23 protein-coding genes and 1 tRNA gene are annotated in these 22,604 nt (G+C 33.5%); 21 read left to right on the plus strand and 3 right to left on the minus strand.

The window, feature by feature from the left end:
- Together QWY78_RS03135 and rpsO are read right to left on the minus strand one after the other, a co-directional pair.
- Nucleotides 1-318 (minus strand): ISAon1 family transposase N-terminal region protein (locus QWY78_RS03135; protein ID WP_290216497.1); only part of this gene is annotated, 318 nt, incomplete at its 3' end.
- Nucleotides 319-441: 123 nt separating this feature from the next.
- Complete coding sequence (gene rpsO / locus QWY78_RS03140; RefSeq protein WP_290216499.1) at nt 442-711, minus strand: 30S ribosomal protein S15; 270 nt, start codon at nt 709-711, stop codon at nt 442-444.
- Nucleotides 712-885: 174 nt separating this feature from the next.
- Between rpsO and QWY78_RS03145 the strand changes: the two genes are divergently transcribed.
- The gene (locus QWY78_RS03145) at nt 886-1,497 is read left to right on the plus strand and encodes a pyruvate decarboxylase (protein ID WP_290216501.1); all 612 of its coding nucleotides are present in this window, start codon (nt 886-888) and stop codon (nt 1,495-1,497) included.
- A 17-nt stretch (nt 1,498-1,514) separates the two neighbouring features.
- Here the strand turns inward: QWY78_RS03145 and QWY78_RS03150 are convergent, their stop codons facing one another.
- Nucleotides 1,515-2,468 carry an ADP-ribosylglycohydrolase family protein gene (locus tag QWY78_RS03150; RefSeq protein ID WP_290216503.1) on the minus strand — a complete coding sequence of 318 codons (954 nt, stop codon included), beginning with the start codon at nt 2,466-2,468 and terminating at the stop codon, nt 1,515-1,517.
- A 358-nt stretch (nt 2,469-2,826) separates the two neighbouring features.
- On the opposite strand from QWY78_RS03150, the gene QWY78_RS03155 reads away from it, so the two are divergent.
- From QWY78_RS03155 to QWY78_RS03250, 20 genes are all read left to right on the plus strand, one after another.
- Nucleotides 2,827-3,156, plus strand: coding sequence for a single-stranded DNA-binding protein (locus QWY78_RS03155; protein ID WP_290216505.1), 330 nt, complete (start codon nt 2,827-2,829; stop codon nt 3,154-3,156).
- 80 nt (nt 3,157-3,236) lie between these two features.
- A complete protein-coding gene (locus QWY78_RS03160; RefSeq protein ID WP_290216507.1) occupies nt 3,237-3,686 on the plus strand; it encodes an HRDC domain-containing protein in 450 nt (149 codons plus the stop codon).
- Nucleotides 3,687-3,807: 121 nt separating this feature from the next.
- Complete coding sequence (locus QWY78_RS03165) at nt 3,808-4,290, plus strand: GNAT family N-acetyltransferase (protein ID WP_290216509.1); 483 nt, start codon at nt 3,808-3,810, stop codon at nt 4,288-4,290.
- Between the two features lie 93 nt (nt 4,291-4,383).
- Nucleotides 4,384-5,733: a histidine--tRNA ligase gene (hisS, locus tag QWY78_RS03170; protein ID WP_290216511.1), complete on the plus strand. Its 1,350-nt coding sequence runs from the start codon at nt 4,384-4,386 to the stop codon at nt 5,731-5,733.
- A 66-nt stretch (nt 5,734-5,799) separates the two neighbouring features.
- Nucleotides 5,800-6,216 carry an EamA family transporter gene (locus QWY78_RS03175; RefSeq protein WP_290216513.1) on the plus strand — a complete coding sequence of 139 codons (417 nt, stop codon included), beginning with the start codon at nt 5,800-5,802 and terminating at the stop codon, nt 6,214-6,216.
- Entirely contained in the window at nt 6,216-7,007 is a 792-nt protein-coding gene (locus tag QWY78_RS03180) for a class I SAM-dependent methyltransferase (RefSeq protein WP_290216515.1), read from the plus strand. Before QWY78_RS03175 ends, QWY78_RS03180 begins: the two co-directional genes overlap by 1 nt.
- A gap of 83 nt (nt 7,008-7,090) precedes the next feature.
- Nucleotides 7,091-7,164, plus strand: a tRNA-Ala gene (locus tag QWY78_RS03185).
- A 462-nt stretch (nt 7,165-7,626) separates the two neighbouring features.
- On the plus strand, nt 7,627-7,902 hold the full coding sequence (locus QWY78_RS03190) for a hypothetical protein (RefSeq protein WP_034716917.1): 276 nt from the start codon (nt 7,627-7,629) through the stop codon (nt 7,900-7,902).
- A 99-nt stretch (nt 7,903-8,001) separates the two neighbouring features.
- Entirely contained in the window at nt 8,002-9,231 is a 1,230-nt protein-coding gene (locus QWY78_RS03195; RefSeq protein ID WP_290216522.1) for a primase-helicase family protein, read from the plus strand.
- Between the two features lie 221 nt (nt 9,232-9,452).
- The gene (locus tag QWY78_RS03200; protein ID WP_290216523.1) at nt 9,453-10,331 is read left to right on the plus strand and encodes a DUF8464 domain-containing protein; all 879 of its coding nucleotides are present in this window, start codon (nt 9,453-9,455) and stop codon (nt 10,329-10,331) included.
- Nucleotides 10,332-10,579: 248 nt separating this feature from the next.
- Nucleotides 10,580-11,038 (plus strand): plasmid mobilization protein, encoded by a 459-nt coding sequence (locus QWY78_RS03205; RefSeq protein ID WP_290216525.1) that lies wholly within the window; start codon nt 10,580-10,582, stop codon nt 11,036-11,038.
- Nucleotides 11,031-12,179: a relaxase/mobilization nuclease domain-containing protein gene (locus QWY78_RS03210; RefSeq protein ID WP_290216527.1), complete on the plus strand. Its 1,149-nt coding sequence runs from the start codon at nt 11,031-11,033 to the stop codon at nt 12,177-12,179. Before QWY78_RS03205 ends, QWY78_RS03210 begins: the two co-directional genes overlap by 8 nt.
- An 11-nt stretch (nt 12,180-12,190) precedes the next feature.
- Nucleotides 12,191-12,829, plus strand: a complete 639-nt coding sequence (locus QWY78_RS03215) for a hypothetical protein (RefSeq protein ID WP_290216529.1) — start codon at nt 12,191-12,193, stop codon at nt 12,827-12,829.
- Nucleotides 12,830-13,225: 396 nt separating this feature from the next.
- Nucleotides 13,226-14,785 carry a type I restriction-modification system subunit M gene (locus tag QWY78_RS03220; protein ID WP_290216531.1) on the plus strand — a complete coding sequence of 520 codons (1,560 nt, stop codon included), beginning with the start codon at nt 13,226-13,228 and terminating at the stop codon, nt 14,783-14,785.
- Nucleotides 14,775-16,025 (plus strand): restriction endonuclease subunit S, encoded by a 1,251-nt coding sequence (locus QWY78_RS03225; RefSeq protein WP_290216533.1) that lies wholly within the window; start codon nt 14,775-14,777, stop codon nt 16,023-16,025. The genes QWY78_RS03220 and QWY78_RS03225 overlap by 11 nt, the downstream gene beginning before the upstream one ends.
- 6 nt (nt 16,026-16,031) lie before the next feature.
- The gene (locus tag QWY78_RS03230) at nt 16,032-18,275 is read left to right on the plus strand and encodes an AAA family ATPase (RefSeq protein ID WP_290216535.1); all 2,244 of its coding nucleotides are present in this window, start codon (nt 16,032-16,034) and stop codon (nt 18,273-18,275) included.
- A gap of 199 nt (nt 18,276-18,474) precedes the next feature.
- A complete protein-coding gene (locus QWY78_RS03235; protein WP_290216537.1) occupies nt 18,475-18,819 on the plus strand; it encodes a DUF3024 domain-containing protein in 345 nt (114 codons plus the stop codon).
- Nucleotides 18,820-19,150: 331 nt separating this feature from the next.
- Nucleotides 19,151-19,765, plus strand: a complete 615-nt coding sequence (locus QWY78_RS03240; RefSeq protein WP_290216538.1) for a DUF6088 family protein — start codon at nt 19,151-19,153, stop codon at nt 19,763-19,765.
- The gene (locus tag QWY78_RS03245) at nt 19,755-20,750 is read left to right on the plus strand and encodes a nucleotidyl transferase AbiEii/AbiGii toxin family protein (protein WP_290216540.1); all 996 of its coding nucleotides are present in this window, start codon (nt 19,755-19,757) and stop codon (nt 20,748-20,750) included. Before QWY78_RS03240 ends, QWY78_RS03245 begins: the two co-directional genes overlap by 11 nt.
- A gap of 6 nt (nt 20,751-20,756) precedes the next feature.
- Nucleotides 20,757-22,505, plus strand: a complete 1,749-nt coding sequence (locus QWY78_RS03250; RefSeq protein ID WP_290216542.1) for a type I restriction endonuclease subunit R — start codon at nt 20,757-20,759, stop codon at nt 22,503-22,505.
- The last annotated feature ends 99 nt before the right edge of the window (nt 22,506-22,604 follow it).

Here is a 22,604-nt window from a genome sequence, read left to right on the forward strand (position 1 = left end):
ATCTGTTGTCATGCGAGTTCCTTTGGCGATGAGATTCCAATCTCTTTGAAGTATTTTTCCAGAATTTTTGTCTGTCCATCTTCTTCTTTTGATGTGAAGCTTCACGGATTTGCCTCGAAGCGGAAAATCATCTACCGTAATCTCTGGTAAAAATCCTTTCGACTGCAACATTAGCGAGGAAAATTCTTGGGGAATCGCACTTTTTTCATCAAAATACATATGCAAAATCTTATTTTCTTCTGCGAAATTTACAATATCAAAATGGTTTATTAGGAACTCTGGGAGGAGTAATTTCAGGACTTCAGTTTCGTTTAGCATAACGCAAATTTACTCATTCATTTTATTTTCTCCCCAAGTTTTGAGATTGATCCCTCATTTCTAAAGTGAAGGCCTAAAAAAAGCAACTCAATTTGAGTTGCTTTAATTTTGTCTGGAAAATAATTATTTTCTTAATCCTAACTCAGCAATAATAGCTCTGTAACGATTAATATCTTTTTTCTTAAGATAATCCAAAAGGGCTTTTCTTTTACCTACTAAAAGTACCAAAGAACGCTCTGTTGCGTAATCTTTGTGGTTCTTTTTTAGGTGACCCGATAGGTGATTAATTCTGTAGGTAAAAAGGGCTACTTGTCCTTCCGCGCTCCCAGTGTCTGCATCAGACTTTCCATGTTTTCCGAAGATTTCTTTCTTCTTTTCAGTTGTTAAGTACATTCCAATATTATTTTAATGATTATTATGTAACGGGTGCAAAAATACAACTAATTTTTTAATCTTAAAAACGATATTGCTTTTATAAATCAAAAATTTATTAGTAAATGTTAATTAAATCTTAAAATTATATTGTTTATCTAATTGGATGGCAGTATCTTTGCATAACACAACGCCATGAAAAATCTTTATTTCTTTAAAACTCGTTTTGCAGTATTTTTGCTATTCAGCACTTACTGTGCAGTTTCTGCCCAAATTGGCCCATTAAATAAAGAAGTAAAAGCGGCTCAAATTATTTATTTTGTACCAGAAATTTTTCCTGATATTGAAGAAATAAAAGAGCCTACCTATTCGGCTTTTTTCTCTGCTTTATCCGATCATCTCAGTACGGCCAGACCCAACCAATTATTGCGCGTAGATTACCAAATTCCGTATGATCAACCGGAGCCTAATTTAATTTCAGAATTTTGCGTTAATAATAATGCACAATATGCAGTTGTTCCGAAAGTGAAATATTTTAAAGTAGGATTTGGTAAATACGTTTTTTCAAATCAAGTAGTGGTAAGCCTGAAAATTTTCAACGCCAGCGGTGAATTGTTGGCAGAAACTTCGTACGACACTTACAGAAAAAACGGTAGACTTCTAGGATCAGCTGAAAATTCTATAAAAATTGGTACCAATGGCGCCCTTAAAAACATCAATAAAATTCTCCGTAAAAAATACCGCTCTACCACGAATATAACTCCTGATTTTGACCTCTTTCCTATGGAACAATTTTCTTTTAATTAAGGTTTTAAAACAATATTTTAGTCTTTAATAAAAACTTTATTAGCCAATCTTTCCGCCAAATTTTCAATGTCTTCTTTTCGCGCTATTTGATCAATCCAACTTTTCGGAATTGAGTCAAAGCCATAAAGCAAGCCCGAAAGTCCGCCCAGAACTGCAGCGGTAGAGTCGGTGTCTTCTCCTAAATTAACCGCTTTCAAAGTGGAGTCTTTATAATTATCCGTGCTAAGTAAGCACCAAATACTGGCTTCAATTGTGTGAAGTACATAACCGCTGCTCGCAATTTCTTCTTCTTTTAATTTGGATATATCATATTTTAAAATTCGATCAAATAAAGAAATTTCAAATTGATTAATGGAAATGGAAGCTAAAAAATCAGGGATTTCTATTTGTAATTTTTTATAAATATCGAATTTTTCTCGCCCCAACAAGATCTCTCTCGCAAATTCAAGGTAATAAAAGCATGTAATCACAGATCGAATGTGTCCATGCGTGATTGAAGAAATCTGTTTCGTGATGTGATAACGTTGCGCAATTGGCAAATCTTTGATATAAAAAAGAAGTGGCAAAATCCGCATCAAGGAACCATTTCCATTGGAGTCGCTGCTAAAACTGCCAGCGAATTCTGGTTGTTCACCGTTTGCAAGTCTAGTGAGGGCCTGGTTTGTTGCAATTCCGATGTCGAATACTTCACCTCGTGCTGTCCAATAATTTTCATCTCGCCATTTTACAAAGTTCTGGGCGATGTGATTTAAATCAAAATCGTGCGTTAATGATTCTGCTAAACAAAATGTCATCGAACTATCGTCAGAAAAAGTTCCAGCTGGTTGATTATATGTTCCGTAACCCATCATGTCGATCACTGGTTTTTGTTGAAGATATTCTCGGCTTTTAAATTCCACTGGTACCCCTAACGCATCTCCAATTGCCACGCCGAAAAGTGCGGATTTGATTTCGTGATTGAAGTCTATCATATTTTTCTACTTAAGTCAAATATAAAAATCTTATCTCAGTTTTAAAAATTTTGAATGGAAAAAAAAGTCGAAATTCTAGCCCAGCTGAAAACAACTTCCTTTTTTTGAGGAGGAACGACGGAAAAAAGATACCGTGGAGAGCAATACCATGATTTCTAAGGAATAACAGTCGCCATGCACAAAAAAATTAAATTTTAATTACTTGATTATTAAATACATAATCGATACAAACGAATACAAACGATATTAAGTGATTCAATACCGACTAATTTTTGAAAGCTGGTGAATCTTTGCAACAGAGATTCGAGGAAAATCAGTGAGACTCGTTTCTAATGTTTAATTATAAAAATCTAAAGCCATGTCACTAAGAAACAAAGTTACCTTAATCGGTAGAACAGGAAAAGACGTAGAAACCGTACAATTCGAAAACGGGAAATTAGCTAAAGTAAGTTTAGCAACAACGGACCATTACACCAACGCAATGGGCGAAAAAGTAGAAGAAACACAATGGCATAACCTTGTCTGCAGCGGAAAGGTTGCCGATATTATGGAAAAGTATGTCGAAAAAGGCAAAGAAATCGCCGTAGAAGGTAAAGTTATTTATCGAAACTTTGATGATAAAGATGGCGTGAAACGCTATATCACCGAAATCCGCGTACTAGAAATTTTACTATTGGGCGGTAAATAGCAGTGGAGTAGCCAAGCCGGATTTTTCCCATGCAATTCGGCTTGCGCTACTTTCTATATTAATAATAAAAACACATTCCCATGAAAGTTCAACTGTTCAAAATAAGATTGTCAGACGAATTTATTTACGCTGACCAAAACGTGCTCGACCGTTTCCTTCAGGAAAATAATATCTTAAAATACGAAACCGCTTTTGTAAAAGACGAAGATAGCTATTGGTCGGTTGTTCTTTATTATGAAGAACTCAAATTACAGGTTAATGAATCGAAGCCGAAAAAATATAGCGTGCAAAATGACACAGAGCTCAGTTCGGATGAAATTAAAATTCTAGATTCACTCAAATTATGGCGCTCGGAAAAAGCGAAAGATCAAAAATTACCGGTGTATTTCATCGCTACCAATAAAGAGCTGTTCTCAATTGCGAAATATAAACCTGCAAAAAAAGAAGAATTACTCGAAATTAAAGGTTTCGGAAAACATAAAATCGAAAACTACGGCGAAGAAATCATCGAGATTTTAGAAATGGTGTAATTGCAGAAAAATTATTTATTATTTTGAAAACCGGGGAAATTCTTCGGTTTTTTATTAAAAATTATAAGGTGAAGCTCTTATTTTATGATACAAAGTCACCAAGTTTTTTTAAATTTATACCATGGAAATTAACATTAGAAAAATTCAGAAGGCAGATAACCAAAAATTAGCGGTAATCATTCGCAGTTGTTTTCATGATTTTAAAGTTGCAACCCAAGGAACAGTATACGAAGATCCAACCACCGATCAATTATACGAACTATTTCATGCTGAAAATTCGGCCCTATTTGTGGCGGACGCAGCTGGCGAAATCTGCGGTTGCTGCGGAATTTTTCCTACAAATGGTTTACCGGAACATTGCGCAGAGCTGGTTAAATTTTATATTCACAGAGATTTTCGAGGAAAAGGGGTGGGAAAAAGGTTAATGGAAGAAAGTGTTCAATTTGCAAAGTCGTCAGGTTATCAATCCATTTATTTAGAAAGCCTACCCGAATTTTCGACTGCAGTTTCCATCTACGAAAAGCAAGGTTTCGCTTACTTAGAAAAACCCTTGGGCAATTCGGGACATAGCGGTTGCAACCTTTGGATGATCAAGCATCTTTAGTGATTTTCGATGAATAATTTTGTATTTTTGCAGACTAAAGCAAGTTTATTACCAGCATAATTACCCACTATTTATTATTCATTACCCATAACTATGAAGCCCAGTTTAGCCAAAGGAACCAGAGATTTTTCTGCCGAAGAAGTGTACCGAAGAAAATTTATCACCAATATTTTACAGAAAAATTTTGAACTGTTTGGTTTTCAACCTTTAGAAACACCAAGTTTCGAAAACCTGTCTACTTTAACCGGAAAATACGGCGAAGAAGGAGATCGCTTGATTTTTAAAATTTTAAATTCCGGTGACTACGCTTCAAAAACAAAGCACGAAGATTGGGTCGCTAAAAGTTCGCAAAAATTAATCTCGCAGATTTCAGAGAAAGCCTTGCGTTATGATTTAACGGTTCCTTTCGCAAGGTACGTGGCGATGAATCATGGACAAATGCCTTTCCCTTTCAAACGGTATCAAATTCAGCCGGTTTGGCGTGCAGACCGTCCGCAAAAAGGGAGGTTTCGTGAGTTTTACCAATGTGATGCTGATGTGGTGGGAAGCGAGAGTTTATGGCAGGAAGTAGAGTTAGTCCAATTATATTTAAAGTCTTTTGCAGAATTGAAGGTAAAAGTTGCACTTCATATAAACAATAGAAAAATCCTTTCTGGCCTAGCAGAATTTGCGGGAATTTCAGATCAACTGATTGATTTTACAGTGGCACTTGACAAACTCGATAAGGTTGGTAAGGAAGGAGTTATTAAAGAACTTTTAGAAAAAAACATCAAGCAAGAATCCATAGATAAATTAGATTTTCTCTTTAATCAAAGTGAAAATGCACTAGAAAATTTAGCACAGCTAAAAGAAAAATTTCAAGGAAATGAAATCGGAACAAGTGGAGTAGAAGAGTTGGAATTTGTATTGACTCAATCTTTTGAACTCGGGATTCCCCAAAAAAGTTTGAACTTTGATATCACTTTAGCGCGCGGTCTTGACTACTACACCGGCGCAATATTCGAAGTAAAAGCAACAGAAGTTGCTATGGGTTCCATCGGAGGCGGCGGGCGGTATGATAATTTAACCGAAGTTTTCGGCGTAAAGAATATTCCCGGAATCGGCATTTCTTTTGGTCTGGACCGAATTTATTTGGTCATGGAAGAACTTCAGCTGTTTCCAAAAGATTCTGTAAAAACGGTGCAGTACCTTTTCGCCAATTATGGTGAAAATGAATCTTTAGCGGCGATGAAAGTTATTGGGCAACTTCGTGCAAACGGAATTTCTGCAGAACTCTATCCAGAAGCTGCAAAGTTGAAAAAACAGTTTACCTATGCTGAAAAGAAAGCAATTCCCAACTTGGTATTCTACGGCGAGCAGGAAATTTCAGAAGGTAAAATTACCGTTAAGAATTTGCAAACAGGAGAACAAATTGTACAGACGATGAATGAATTTCTGGGTTAAATAGGAATTAATCGTTTCAAGACTCTAAACTGAGACCGTATTTAAAAGAATTAAACCAATAGAAAAATGTGGTGGATTTACGCTTTATTATCGGCTTTCTTTGCTGCATTAACCGCCATTTTTGCTAAAGTTGGCGTAGAAAATGTCCACTCAAATTTGGCGACCGCCATTCGTACTGTTGTTGTTTTGATCATGATTTGGATGATTGTATTCTTTAGAAACGAATACAAAGCCATCGGTGAACTCTCTTCCCGAAACTGGTTTTTCCTCACCATCTCAGGAATTGCTACCGGACTTTCCTGGGTCTTTTATTTTAAAGCTTTGCAAATGGGCGAAGTTTCAAAAGTAGCCGGGATTGATAAGCTGAGTTTGGCGTTGACTATCATTTTTGCAGCAGCATTTTTAGGCGAAACCTTAACCTGGAAAACAGCAGTTGGTGCCACATTAATTATCGCAGGAACTCTTTTTTTAATTTGGAAATAATGGAAAACTACCTCGACATCAATCGTAACTTATGGAATGCAAAAGTTGATTCGCACTTAAAATCAGATTTTTATTTTGTAAAAGAATTTTTGCAGGGCAGAACCTCTTTAAACTCAATAGAACTAAAGCTGTTGGGCGATATCAAAGGAAAAAAAATTCTGCATCTACAATGCCATTTCGGGCAGGATTCTATATCACTTTCCCGCTTGGGTGCAAAAGTAACCGGAATAGATTTATCAGATAAAGCCATCGAGGCCGCAAAAAATTTAGCGAAACAGTGCGGCACAGATACCGAGTTTATCATTTCAGATGTGTATGATTTACCGAATGTTTTGGATCAGGAATTCGACATCGTTTACACCACTTACGGAACCATTGGTTGGCTTCCCGATTTGGAAAAATGGGCAGAAGTAATATCTCATTTCCTAAAACCTGGTGGTCAATTGATCTTCGTAGAATTTCACCCTGTAGTCTGGATGTACGACAATGACTTTGCATCCGTGAAGTACAGTTATTTTAATGAAGAGACGATTATAGAAACCAATGAAGGAACTTACGCCGACAAAACTGCCGATTTAGCCAATGTAGAAGTAAGCTGGAATCATTCGCTATCCGAAGTGTTGACCAGTTTGTTAACTAAGAATCTCGTATTGCAAAAATTTCAGGAATACAATTGGTCGCCCTATCCATGTTTCCAGCATATTGAAGAAATTGAAAAAGGGAAATATCAAATTCCGCAATTTGGTAACAAAATTCCGTTGGTTTATTCCATCATCGCTCAGCAAAAATAATAGCACGAACTCTTGCTTTTAAATCACAAAAATTTGTATCATTGCAAATCTGAAATTTACAGCGTAAAAATCAGACCCAAAACGGGGGATTAGCTCATCTGGCTAGAGCGCAACACTGGCAGTGTTGAGGTGGTCGGTTCGATCCCGATATCCTCCACTTTTTACATTTTTAAACCACTGATTTTCAGTGGTTTTTCGTTTTTGTAAAAATTATTTGTCTTGTATTTGTCTTGCAAAAGATAAATTCTCCTAAAAATTCCACAAATTTCCATTTTAGATTTTACAAACAATTATTAAAATCTAACAGCTTTCAAATTAGCAATTTTCGATTTCAAATTCTTTATTTACTACCTCAAATTTAAAAAATTATTTTTTTAAATATTTACCCATTTTATAGGATTGTATTTCCTTAACATCCTTTAACATTTCCTTGAAACCACCTAACTCTTTTTTAATAGTATTTAATCCACAAGTACAATGGGATAGTTAAAGTTGTAGCAGAACGGATTCCAAAACATAAAATTCTGGAGTTTCCAGTCTAATTTTGTCGTGTTCAAATCGAATGAATAGTTGAATTTTCAACTTTTCAATTAATCACAAAATACAAAATTATACTATTATGCAAATTACTTTCGAAACATTACCAATGGCAATTGAAATCCTCATCAAAGAGGTAAGAAGTTTAAAAACGGATATTGATAAAAATAATTCTAAAGACAATGAAGGGAAAGTTGTTGATAGATTAGAAGCACGAAGAATTCTGGGAACGCATGGAAAAAGATTGTCTGAAGCACGTTTTGCCCAACTGAAAAATGAAGGACGAATTACCACATACGGTTTTGGTGGCAAACATTTTTACAACGTGGAAGAATTAGAAAGTCTGAAGCGTAAATAAATCTGCCCATCCATTAAAAAGAAATTGATGATGTGAAATTTCATCAAATGTTTAAAGTTTCTTTTAACGATTCCGTATAACCATTAAAACTCCCGAAAAATGAGCAATAAAACTCCCTATTTACGAGTAGGAACGACCTACTACAAAACCATAGAAAAACCATTGATTTCTGGTGATAAAATTTCCATATTAGTTCGATGGAATCGAGAAACTATAATTAGCGATCACGGAAAAACCTATGTTTCTAAAGTACCGAAATATGATGGATTTTGCTGTATTCCAGAGCATTTAGAATATAGGCAAATCGTTCAAGGTTTCTATAATATTTACAATGAAATTCCATTTTTACCTTCATCTGGCAAGGAAAATTTAATAAGCAGCATTCCATTTTCAATGAATTTTGTGGAGCATATTTTCGGTGAACAACTGGAAATGGGATTGGATTATTTAAAGATTCTACTGCAATTTCCAACACAAATTCTACCGATTTTATGCTTGGTTTCTAAAGAAAGAGTTACTGGAAAAACAACTTTTATTAAGTGGTTAAAAGAAATTTTTGGCTTGAATATGACTTATATCAAAGGAGATTCTTTCGGCAGCCAATTCAATTCCGATTGGGCAGCAATGTTGGTTGTAGCAATTGACGAAGTATTCTTTGATAAAAAAGAAATTACAGAACGATTAAAATATCTATCGACAACCAACAAAGATAAACTGGAAGCCAAAGGAAAAGACCGAGAAGAAGTCGATTTTTTCGCCAAGTTTATTTTGTGTTCCAATAATGAAGAAAATTTTATTCAAATCGATGAAAATGAAATCCGGTTTTGGATTTTAAAGATCAATCCAATCAAGACTGAAAACACAGAATTTCTAAAGAATCTCATTTCAGAAATTCCAGATTTTCTTCAGTTTTTAATTGAAAGAAAATTCTCAACTGAAAAGAAAACAAGAATGTGGTTTTCTGCGGATGAAATAAGAACAAAAGCACTACAGAAGTTGGTTTTCAAGAACAATAACAAGTTAGAATCGAAAACCTTAGAATTACTATACGAGTTCTTTGAAAGTAATGAGGATGAAGGAATTAGTGTAGTTCCGCAAGACTTACTCAACATGATGAACAAAATGTTTCGCCCAACTTATTGGACGAGAAGCGATATTCGAAATCTACTAAAAGAAACCTGGAAACTGGAGCCGCAAAAAAATGGCTTAACCTACATCAGATATGACATCGATTTTGCAGGAATATTCTATCAAACTAATTCAGTTGGTCGCTATTTCACCATAAAAAAGGATTTTATCCTTAATAAATATGTTGAATTGTTGAATTGATTGATAATGAAAAGAAAATCAAATAGTTAAGTCTCAACAAAGTTCTCAACAAACTTTTATATCCTCAATTTTGTTGAGCGTTTGTTGAGCAATAATACTCAAGTTTGTTGAATTGTTGAGCGTTTGTTGAGGGAGTAAATATAATGCAATCAATAAGTTACACGGTTTCCTCAACAATTCAACAAAAAATCCCTCACCCAAAACCCGGAAAATATACAACAATGAATTGCAACCAATTTAATACAATCCCATTGGAAGAAGTCCTACTTGCTATCGGACACCTTCCAACAAAACAAAATGAAAAAGAAGCTTGGTATCTTAATCCATTTGGAACAGAAAACCACGCATCTTTTAAACTCAATAAACGCCTCAATATATGGTATTTATTTTCAGAAGGTATCGGAGGAAACAACACCAATTTTATGCAGAAATTTCTAAATACTTCCATCAGTGAAATTTTAATTTGGGCAGAAAATCAAAATTTTTCTTCTTTTCAAAATCAAAAAACTCCGAACAGAAAATTTGAAAATCCATTAAAAACATACGAAATAACTGAAGTAAAAGAAATTGGGCATCATGCTTTGTTAGAATATTTGAATAGTCGAAAAGTAGAAAATCAAACTGAATATATTAAAGAAATCCATTTTCAAATGAATGGTAAAAATTATTTCGGAATTGGTTTCAAAAATGATTCCGATGGATATGAAATTCGCAATGCTTATTCTAAAATTTGTTTGGGCAAAAAAGACATTACCACCATAAAAAACAACTCAAAATCGCTTCTGGTTTTTGAAGGTTTTTTTGATTTTCTCACCTTTAAGAATATTGAAAAATCGTTAGAAAATGAACCTTCAGATTACATGATTTTGAATTCAGTTTCTATGATTGGTAAAATTAAAAATACAATTAATAATTATGAAAATATAGAACTCTATTTCGATAATGACGAAGCTGGAAATCGAGCCGTTGAAATGATAAAAAGTGAAAACGAAAATGCCGAAGATTGTCGGATTTTGTATTCCGATTTTAAAGACTTAAATGATTGGTTGATTCATGAAAATCCATCAAATGAAAGACAGTTGAATTACAAAAGAAGGTGAGGAAAATGAAAACAGGTAAAATGAGATGTAAAAATTATGGAAGATTTCAGCCTGTGTTCTTTTTACGCAGGTGCAACCTAAACCAACCTGTGTAAAATAGATTCAGGTAGAATATGGTTAGATGGTAGTGCAAAAAGTACCCATTGTTTACAATAAGCGTTTCACGCTTTTTATAAAACTGGGATTTTTGATTTCTTCCTATCGTCAGAAATACAATTTACAGTAAATAACAAAATAATAATTAAAACATGAAAGAAGATTTTTTTAAAAAATTTGTGCAAAAAGCAACACAGGAAAATGAGCAAAAATTGAATGCTGAAAAAAGAAGAAATATTTTCAAAGATTTAGGTCGAAGAGGTGGTTTGAAAAAGAAATCTGATCCACAACTTACGAGAATAATTTCCTTCAGGATGACTGAAAGTGAATATCAGATTGAGTTAAAAGAAGCCGAGAAAGTCAACTTGAAATTATCAACTTTTGCCCGAATGGTTTACCAGGGAAAAGTGCTGAAAATTGATGAATTTAAAACCGATGAAATTTTGTTGGAATACGGAAATAATTTTAAAAGGATTAAAAATTTACTGCGCCACAGAGAATGGAATATTTTCTCAAATAAAAAGAAAATTATTGTAGAAATCGAAGAGATAATTGGACTCATTCGTCAGTATTTATATTCTAAAAACAATCAAAAAATAGCGGATGAATAATTCAGCAACAACTAGAATGATCTCTAAAATTGCGCTGGAATATAATGGGAACGATAAAGGAATGGCAATCGCTGCTGCATCTAATTTCCTTTTAAGCAGCAATCCGGAAAAGCAATACCAGGAAATGAAAACGGTAGCCGATAGAAATTCAAAAGTGAAAAAGTGGGCTTTAACTGGATATATTTCTCCACCTACTGAAATCATAAAGCAATTATCAGATGAAGAACTAGCAGATATTGCAATTGAAGCATTGGAGAAGATTGGAGTTACAGATAGAAATCAATACCGCTTGGATATCCACAACAGCACAAAACAAAAACATATTCATTTTGTGGTCAATAGAATGAATATTCATGGAAAATGTACGGTAAAATCGCGTAAAATTGGTGAAAGATTCGGTGAAGCAGTCCGCCAAATTTGTCAGGAACGAAATCTGAAAACCGATGTAGAAATTGGAATTGAAAAGAAAGCAGAAATGCTGAAAAATCTTATTCATAGTTTGAAGTGCTCCAATAATTTTGATGAATTAATTTCAGAAATGAGGAAAAGTGGTTTTTTAACTGAACTTTCTAAAAATGAAAAGATTGGAATTTCGGGAATGCGAATTATTCTGGAAAGCGACATCAACCACCAAACCGAACGACAATACAAGCCGGGTTATAAACTTTCGGAGATAACATCAAATCTCAAAATAGCGGAGATCAAGAATATATTTGAGTTAAAAAAATTATTAATTCAAGAATTAAAAACTCAACCCAGTTTAAAAGAATTTCGGGAAAATCTGCATCGGCAAGGATGGGCGATGAAAGTTCAGTATAAAAACGGATTCCGACCCAATCAAATTAATCAAGTTCATGATATCTGGATCAAAAGAGTTGCGACCACAACTTCCAATCAGCAGAAAGATGGTTTCTTTTACAAGAAATACGAGGGATTTTCTCTTTCTGCAACTGATGGTAATTTTCAAAACATTGAAAAATTAATAAATGCTACCGCACAATCATCAGTTTTTCCTGCCAGCAGCAAGAATGAAAATGTATTAGAAATTGCTTTGGAAACAGTTGAAGAACTCCTAAAGCCAAATTACGTTTCACAAGCGGAAGATGAATGGTGGAAAAAGAAGAAAAAATTTAAACGATAAAAAAATATAAAATGGAAAACGATGATCAAATTGAAGAATCAAAATCTGATGGATTTGAACTTTTAGAAAAGGTGATCAGGTCGAACGAAGACAATATAAAATCAAATAATAATAGAATTGAAATTTATTCAAAATTAGCATTTGCATTGGAAGATCACTTAACTATCATGGGTCAGACTCAATTAGATTTTGAAGCGGTTGGCGAGACATATGAAGATGCAATGAAATTTCATGAATTAGAATCTGTAAAAAGAACTGAATTCTTAAAAAATATTCCGACCAAAATCGAAGCGGTTCTTTCGCCAGAAACAGTAGAAGATTTTGAGAAGATAAATTCAAAAATGAAAGAAATGAAAATCGTTTCATGGTCCGGATTAGGAACGATGATTTTAGGAATTCTGCTTTTCGTTATTTCTATCAACTTTGCTACGAATTGGTATAAAGAAAGCATTCGATCAAAAAGTGAACTTCGAGAAAATATTTTAAATGAAATTGCTGGTGAAGGAAAAAAAATATATGATGAAAATGAGGTGAAAGCTTTGAGTGAAAATACTAAATTGATGCAATTATGGATTAAGAATAATCCTAAAAAAGCAGAAGATTTTTTAAGGTTTAAAGATGGGTATGAGGCGAAAAAGATTGAGAGATAATTGTTTCGCGTTTAGTTTACCACTGATTTTTATATTTATACATAAACGTCCAGTTTTTTAAATAATAAACTGGACATTCTGCTTTAATAAATATCTTTTAAAAAATCTTTAAATATATGTTTATCAATTTCTTATGTTTTATTGTTTCTCTGTAATAACGTGCTCACCTACCAAAATTTTATATAGGTGTGAATTTACGATCGTAGCACCAAAGTGACTGGCTACAGCCACAAATATTAATATTTCTAATTTTTTATTTTGAGTTATAAAATTAACAGGTGGAACAAAACCTTGGTCTATATTTTAAAAAAGATTTTCATTAGGAATATTTTATCCCTTCCGAACTCTTTTTCTTTACTTTCTTTTCGTATTTTTGAAAGATTACGTAAAAATTAAATGGCCAAAAAAATACAAACTAAATCGACCGAAGAAATCCTTTGGGATTCCGCTAATAAATTAAGAGGTTCTGTGGAACCTTCCGAATACAAACACGTTGTCCTCAGTTTAATATTCCTGAAATTTGCCAACGACAAATTCCTTCGTCGAAGAGAAGAACTACTCGCAGATGGCAAAGATGCTTTTCTGGAAATTCCGGAATTCTACCAGGCAGAAAATGTATTTTATTTGCCCGAAGAATCCCGCTGGACTTACATCATCGAAAATGCCAAGCAGGAAGATATTACGCTGAAAGTGGATTCTGCCCTGAAAACCATTGAGCGAACCAATAAATCTTTAGAAGGGGCGTTGCCCGATAATTATTTTTCCCGTTTAGGATTGGATCAGTCCAAATTCTCCGCTTTGCTGGACACCATTAATAATATCGATACCTTAAAAGATGAATCTCAGGATATTGTGGGGCGCGTTTATGAATATTTTCTCAGCAAATTTGCCATTGCCGAAGGAAAAGGAAAAGGCGAGTTCTATACTCCGAAATCCATTGTAAACCTGATCGCAGAAATGATAGAACCTTATAAAGGAAAAATCTATGACCCTTCTTGTGGTTCCGGTGGTATGTTTGTGCAGTCGCTGAAATTTATTGACAAACACAAAGGAAATCAAAAAGACATTTCGATTTACGGACAGGAGTTGACCAACACCACTTTCAAACTGGCCAAAATGAATCTGGCTATTCGCGGAATATCTGCAAATATGGGCAGTAAAGCAGCGGACACTTTTAGCGATGACCAACACCGCGGATTGAAAGCCGATTATATTATGGCCAATCCGCCTTTTAATTTAAAAGACTGGCGCGCCGAAAATGAATTAACCGATGATCCACGTTGGGCAGGTTACCGAGTTCCGCCGAAATCTAATGCCAACTACGCCTGGATCCTGACCATGATTTCTAAACTTTCTCAAAACGGAGTTGCTGGGTTTATTCTAGCGAATGGCGCACTGTCTGGAAGTGGTGAGGAATATGAAATCCGGAAACAGATTATTGAAAATGATTTGGTTGAAGCGATTGCAATTCTACCCCAAAGTATGTTTTATAGCACTGATATTTCGGTTACGATGTGGATTTTAAATCGAAATAAAACTGAAAGAACTTTTGAAGTTAATGATGGTGTTAAAAACTATAGAAATCGTAAAAATGAAGTTTTGTTTCTAGATTTACGGAGAAAAGGTGAACCGTTTGAAAAAAAATTCATCCAGTTTGATGAAAAAGAAATTTCTAGTATTGCTTTAAATTATCATCATTGGCAACAGGAAAATCATCAGGAAACCTATCAGGATATTCCTGAATATTGCTATAGTGCAACCCTGGAAGAAATCCGTAAGAAAGATTATTCTTTAGTTCCAAGTAAATATATTGAGTTCGTGAATCGTGATGAACAAATTGATTACGATGTACAAATGGAATCATTGCAAATTGCTTTAAAAGAATTGTTTCAGCAGGAGAAAGATTTAAAAAAAGAAGTAGAAAACGTTTTTAAATCATTGGGATATGAGTTATAAAAAACTGGGTGATTTAGTGAAATTTATTTCCAAAAAGAATATAGAAGGTACAGCCACTATTTTATACGGAATTAATATTGATAAATTTTTTATGCCGTCGGTTGCAAATACGATTGGCGTTGATTTGAAAAAATATAAGGTAGTTACAAAACATCAGTTTGCATGTAATAGAATGCATGTTGGTAGGGATGAAAGATTACCGATTTCTATGTCAACTCATGATTATGATTTTATTGTTTCGCCCGCTTATGATGTTTTTGAAATAACTTCTAAAGATGTTCTCCCAGAGTATTTAATGATGTGGTTTAGTAGAAAAGAATTTGATCGACAATGCTGGTTTTATACAGATGCAGACGTTAGAGGTGGATTAAGTTTAGATGCTTTAAAGTCGATCGAGATTTTAATTCCCTCTATTGAAAAACAAAGAGAATTAGTAAAGCAATACCACACGATCAGCGACAAAATAAAAGTGAATGAGCAAATCTGTGAGAAGTTAGAAACTACGGCTCAAACTTTATACAAACACTGGTTCGTAGATTTTGAGTTTCCTAATGAAGATGGAAAACCTTATAAATCTTCTGGTGGGGAAATGGTTTTTAATGAGGAGTTGGCGAAGGAGATTCCGGAGGGGTGGGAAGTTGGAGATTTAGGTAATTATATTGAAAGCTTTTCTAAATCACATACTTTTAAAAAGAATAAACTTATTTTCTTCAATACTTCCGATATTTTAAACGGTGAGTTTTTACATTCAGATTATATGAGCGTAGCTGATATGCCTGGACAAGCTAAAAAGTCAATAAAAAAAGATGATATACTTTATAGTGAAATTCGTCCTAATAATAGAAGATTTGCTTTAGTAAGATTTGAAGCAGATGATTATATTGTTTCAACTAAATTAATGGTACTAAGAAAGACTAATAATGTCATTGGACTTTACAGACTATACTACTATCTAATATCTGATGAAACAATTAAAGATTTTCAAGACTCCGCAGAAGGACGATCAGGAACATTTCCACAGATTACTTTTGAAGAGGATTTAAAATACCGAAAATTTTTAAAAGCAAATGATTTGGTTGAAAGTCAAATAGAAAAAATATTTTCAGTGACTTATAGAAAAGTTTATAATTTAAAAGATCAAAATGTAAAACTTACTCAGTTCCGTAATCTGTTGTTGTCGCGGTTGGGGAGGAAGTGGGTGCTTAATACAAAAACTAAAACTGAAAACTTTAAAAACTAAAATACTATGATTAATTCGATTACTTTAAAAGGTGTAGCTACTTACGACCCAACAGATGGAGTATTAATTGATAATTTAAAAAAAGTAAATTTCTTATACGGAACAAACGGATGTGGGAAAACTACTTTGTCAAATTTTTTACAAGAATCTGCTAATCCAAAATTTGTAAATTGTAAAGTCTCGTGGAAAGACGAGCAACCTATTACGACTTTAGTGTATAATAAAGCTTTTCGAGAACACAATTTCGGAAAAGGAAATATAAGCGGAATCTTTACTTTGGGACAGGCAACCACAGATGAAATAAAAGTAATAGAAGAAAAACAAGAAGAATTAAAGAAATTAAAAGATGAAGGTTCAAAAATAAAGGATACTCTTAATAGCCAGATTGACAAAAAAAATAAAGTAGAAAAAGAATTCACTGATGAATGCTGGAAAAAAATATACAAAAAGTACGAGAAAGAATTTAAAGATGCTTTTGTAGGTTCAATGAAATCTGGAGAATTATTTAAAACAAGATTTTTAAAAGAATTTTCAAGTAATACTGCTAATTTAGAAAGCATAGAATTATTAAGAGAAAAAGCAAAAACTATATTTGGAGAGGTTCCACAAAAAATAATACCAATTAATGATTTTAATTATGAAAATATTTTATCTATAGAAAAAGACTCAATTTGGAATAAAATAATAGTTGGAAAAGCAGATGTTGATATAGCTAAATTAATTCAGAAGTTAAATATCAATGATTGGGTAAATGAAGGAAGAAATTATATACAGGAAGATGAAACTTGTCCATTCTGTCAACAACAGACAATAACAAAAGATTTTAAAAATCAGTTAGAAAGTTTTTTTGATGAAGTTTATATAAATGATTTAAACAAAATAAAAGACTTAAAGCAAGAATATAATATTAGTAACGAGAATATTCTTAATGAACTAAATACTATCGAACTAGATCATAAGAATTTAAAAGGTTCTAAGTTAGATATCAATAAATTTTCTGCATACCTGAAAACTTTAATTAGTCAAAATACAACGAATAATGAACTTCTAAATAGTAAAATCAAAGAACCTAGTCGGAAAATAGAACTTGTTTCACTTAAAGAGCAATTAGATTTAATTAAAAAACTGATTGATAATGCAAATGAGGAAATTAAAAAACATAATGAAATAGTAGAGAATTTTATTTCAGAGAAAAGCAAGTTAGTTCAGGAAATATGGAAATTTTTAGTAGAGGAATTTAGGATTGACCTTACAAAGTACAATTCAAGTATTACTGGACTTGATAACGGAATATCAAAATTAGAAGCAAATCGCACTTCAAAATTGGAAGCGTACAAAACATTAAAAGATGACATTGCAAAGCTTAGTAAAAATGTTACTAGTATTCAGCCGACTGTAGATGAAATAAACAAACTTTTAAAGGCGTACGGATTTTTAAATTTTAAAATTGTTCCAGCAACTGAAGATAGCTTTTATCAAATACAGAGAGAAGATGGCGAAATAGCAGAAACGACTTTAAGCGAGGGTGAAATAACTTTCATTACTTTTCTATATTATTTACAACTTGCAAAAGGAGGACTTGATGAAAATACAGTAAATGATGATCGTATTTTGGTAATCGACGATCCAATATCAAGTTTAGATAGTAATGTTTTATTTGTAGTAAGTACATTAATTAAAGAAATATTAAAAGAAGTACGAAACGATATTGGTAGCATCAAGCAAGTTATTCTCCTAACACATAATATTTATTTTCATAAAGAAGCTTCGTTTGAAGGCATTAATAGAGGTAAGGGAGAGAAGAATCAATATTATATACTTAGAAAAGTAAACTCAGTAACGAAATCATTTCCTTACTTAGATAAAAATCCAATTTCTTCTTCTTACGAATTATTGTGGAATGAAATAAAGGATTATGAAAAGAATTCTGGTATTACTGTTCAAAATGCAATGAGAAGGGTAATTGAAAATTACTTTAGTATTTTAGGAAATAAAAGGGATGAAACATTATTATCAAAATTCCCTAATGCACAAGAAAAGGAAATTTTTAGATCCTTGTTAAGTTGGATAAACGAAGGATCACATACTTTACCAGATGACTTATATGTTGAGCTACCGGACCAATCGATAGAAACATACTTGAAAGTGTTTAAGGAAATATTTTTCCATACACATAACATTGGGCATTATAATATGATGATGGGTATTGAAGAAAACGAAGAAATTTTAACAGATTCTATTTTAAATTAAGTAATTCCTTATTAGTAATAATTCAACGACCTTCTGGTGTAAGTAAAACTATTTTAAGTCAATGTGGTGATTTTATTGCAATGTGATTGACAAATTGCAACTCTTGACTTTTGGGAAGAGTGGTCAAAAGAAAAAGACAGTTTTAAATTAGATTAGGCGGTTGACGCATTGAGGAGACATTTCAAATATCATCAATAAAATGGAACAAAAAAATATAAATATTCAGGAGCAGTATTTAAAAACCTTTGTAGAAACTCTACGTCCGCAGGATCCAGAAATCCGTAAGCAAATTGACATTGGTTATTCCTGGGAAAATAATACCGCTATTCTCTTTGAGATTCGCCCAAAATGGGACCATCCAGAAGAGTTGATGAATACAGAGTTTGCAAAAATCCGTTATACAAAAACCCAAAAAGAATACAAACTGTATTGGATGCGTGGTACAGGAAAGTGGGAAATTTACGAACCTTTTCCTACCGCTACTAATTTACAAGAGTTGCTAAACGTAATAAAAGAAGATGCCCATTCTTGCTTTTTCGGATAAGCATCTATTAAATAAAAAGAAAATAAACCATAAAACTTCTTATTTTCCAAAATACGGATAAATAAGCACATTGTAATCTATCTATTTTGTATAGAATATTCAGAAACAGATTTCTTACTTAAAGTAGGTTATAAAGAATTGCAAGAAAGAAAACCCTCTTCAGACATGTTACAAAAAAGCGAAAATCATAACACGTTAAGAAGACGTGTTATAAAAAAGTCAAAAATAGAACATACAGAAGTTAAGAATGAAGTACACCGAATTTAAAATAGAATACTAGATCTGTCACAAATATTTACTAAATTTGTGACAGATTCATTTTTAGAAATCAATGGAAACCTCTAAAAGTCAAATAGAAACTAAGATTATGAAATCATCACGCGGCGAATTATTTTTCGCTGATGATTTCTCAAAATATGGTTCATCTGAAAATATTCGTCAGGTGCTTTCCCGTTTGGAGAAAGAAGGTGTTTTAGAAAGAATTGCGCATGGCATCTACTTAAAACCTAAAATAGATTCTTTATTAGGAACTGTTTATCCTAATACCGAAGAGGTTGCCAAAGAAATTGCCAAGAGAGACAAATCTCTAATTGCCCCAACTGGTGTTTTAGCACTTTTCCTTTTAGGATTAAGCAGTCAGGTACCCTTAAAAGCAGTATATCTAACCGATGGCTCACCTAGAGAAATAAAAATAGGAAAACGTTCTGTTAGGTTTAAAAGAACGACTCCAAAAAGTTTCGCCATCAAAGATGAATTATTACATCTCATCGTTCAAGCTTTCAAAGAAATTGGCCAAAAAGAAGTATCAGTTGATTTTCTAAATCGAATTAAACCTGCAGTTAAAAAATTAACTAAAGAAACGATAAAGTCACAATTGAAATACGCTCCGGTTTGGATTCAGAAAAACATTAATAACCTTTATCAATCAGCAAAAGATGTGGATTAATCTCGAAGAAAAACAAAAAATTCAGATTTTAGAACAGACAGGAGGTGCTTTAGCTTTGCCTGCATTTGTTATTGAAAAAGACTGGTGGGTTTGTATCATCCTTAAAGCTGTTTTCCAATCTCAATACGCAGATTCTATTATCTTCAAAGGGGGAACTTCATTAAGTAAAGTTTATAATCTGATCGATCGTTTTTCGGAAGATATAGACTTAATTATCGACAGGCACTTATTGGGATTTGAGGAATTGGATTCAAAATCAAAGATTAAGAAATTAAGAAAAGCATCTGGTGGATTTATTATTAATGAATTCCGTGAAGAACTTATACTTCAGCTGTCAAATTTAGGAATTGATAATAGTCAGTATGAAATCAAATACAATGAAGTAATTGATGACACAAGTGATCCAAATACTTTGGAAGTTTATTATAACTCTGTGGTGCCTGTCAGCAATGCTTATATCCAGCAACGGGTGCTATTGGAAATGGGTGCAAGATCTTTGACTGAACCCATGGAAAAAAAACCTGTACTATCATTTATTGATGAGCAATATGCTGAACTTCTATTTTCTGAGCCAAGTTTTGATGTTCAAGTAGTGATTCCCACCAGAACTTTTATTGAAAAAACTTTATTATTACATGAAGAGTTTTCAAAACAAAAAGATAAAATCCGAACCGATCGTCTTACAAGACATCTTTATGATTTAGAAAAAATGATGGACACGGAATATGGTGAATCTGCAATAAGTGATCATGAACTTTTCGAAACAATCGTTCACCATAGAAAAACGATTACGCCACTACGTGGAATCTATTATACCAATCACGAAAAAGGGAAATTAAGCATTTTGCCTCCTGCTGAAGTACTCAAAAACTGGGAAGCCGACTACAAAATAATGCAGGAAAATATGATTGTGGGAGAGAGCCTGCCATGGAAAAAATTGCTTGAACGGATAAAGACCATTCAAGATCGATTTAATAAAGTCTAACGAACTATGAAATACACCGAATCTAAACTCGAACAGGCGTTCATCCACCTTCTGAAAACAGAAAGATATACCTACGTTTCTGGTCAGAATATCCAGCGCAGCAACAATCAGGAAGTATTGATTAAAGAAGACTTGCGTAAATTTCTACTGAGCCGTTATCCGGATTTAGAGGATCTTGAACTGGAAACAATCATCAACGAACTGGCTTTTCAATCTGCCTCAAACCTATATGAGAGCAATAAATACATTTGCAAATTACTGGCAGACGGTTTAATTTTCAAGCGGAATGATCCATCTAAAAAAGATTTACATATTCGGTATCTGGATATAGATCCGGAAACTTTAGCCAAAAATAATTCTTTTAAAATTGTCAATCAGTTAGAAATTCAGGGCAAAGAACTCCGTATCCCAGATTTGATTGTCTATATCAACGGAATTCCGGTGGTTGTTTTCGAATTCAAAACCACCATCGAAGAAGATATTAGCATCCATAATGCCTTCAAGCAATTAACGAAAAGGTACAGAAGAGATATTCCGGAGCTGATGAAATACAATGCTTTTTGCGTCATCAGCGATGGTGTAAATAACAAAGCCGGAACAATATTCTCTTCCTACCAGTTTTTCTATGGCTGGAATAAAATCACCGGCGACGAGAAAAAAGCTTTAACCGGAATTGATACCACAACTTCTATTGTTCACGGAATGATGAATCAGGAAAGGTTGTGCGACATTATTCACCATTTTATCCTGTTCCCGGATACTTCAAAACATGAACTGAAAATCCTGAGCAGATATCCACAATATTATGCAGCAAATAAACTCTTTAAGAATATATTAAAACACCGCAAACCTGAAGGTGATGGAAAAGGCGGAACTTATTTTGGCGCGACCGGATGTGGTAAAAGTTACACCATGTTATTTCTGGCTCGTTTGCTCATGCGTTCTACCTTATTTTCAAGTCCTACGATTGTGATTATATCAGACCGAACCGATCTTGATGATCAGTTATCAAAAGATTTCACCAACGCTAAGGATTTTATCGGTGATGAAAACATCATCAACATCACTTCTCGTGCGGATCTAAGAGCCCGATTGCGAGGAAGAGAAAGTGGCGGCGTTTTCCTGACCACCGTACAAAAATTTGAAGAGGATTTGGAAATACTTTCGGACAGAACCAATATTATCTGTATTTCTGATGAAGCACACCGCAGTCAGGTGAACTTGGACTTAAAAGTAAAAATCGATGAAAACGGAGTGACAAAATCGTACGGTTTTGCCAAATATTTACATGATTCATTACCCAATGCAACCTATGTAGGATTTACCGGAACACCCATTGATAAAACACTCACCGTCTTCGGAGAGGTAGTGGATGCGTACACCATGTTTGAATCGGTAAATGATGAAATTACCGTACGTTTGGTCTATGAAGGACGCGCTGCCAAAGTAAATCTCGATCATTCAAAAGTGGTAGAGATTGAGAAATATTATGAAAATGCAGTAGCCGAAGGCGCTTCGGAATATCATGTGGAAGCAAGTCAGCAAGCTATTGCTAGAATGGAAGTCGTTTTAGGAGATAGAGATCGTATAAAAGCCATCGCACAGGATTTCGTGACCCATTACGAAAATAGGCTGGCTGAAAATGCTACTGTTGCCGGCAAAGTAATGTTTGTATGCGCCTCCAGAGAAATTGCCTATAAATTATTTAAAGAAGTTATTTCACTTCGTCCTGACTGGAATGAAGTGAAAATGTAATCTTCCCCAAAAATAAGAACATTTAAAAATATAGTTTTTAAATTTGGAAGACTATGAAAAACAGTAAATTTTCAGAAGTTCAGATCATCAAGATTTTAT

It is taken from the genome of Kaistella yonginensis, from assembly GCF_030409525.1.
Taxonomy (GTDB): Bacteria; Bacteroidota; Bacteroidia; order Flavobacteriales; family Weeksellaceae; genus Kaistella; species Kaistella yonginensis.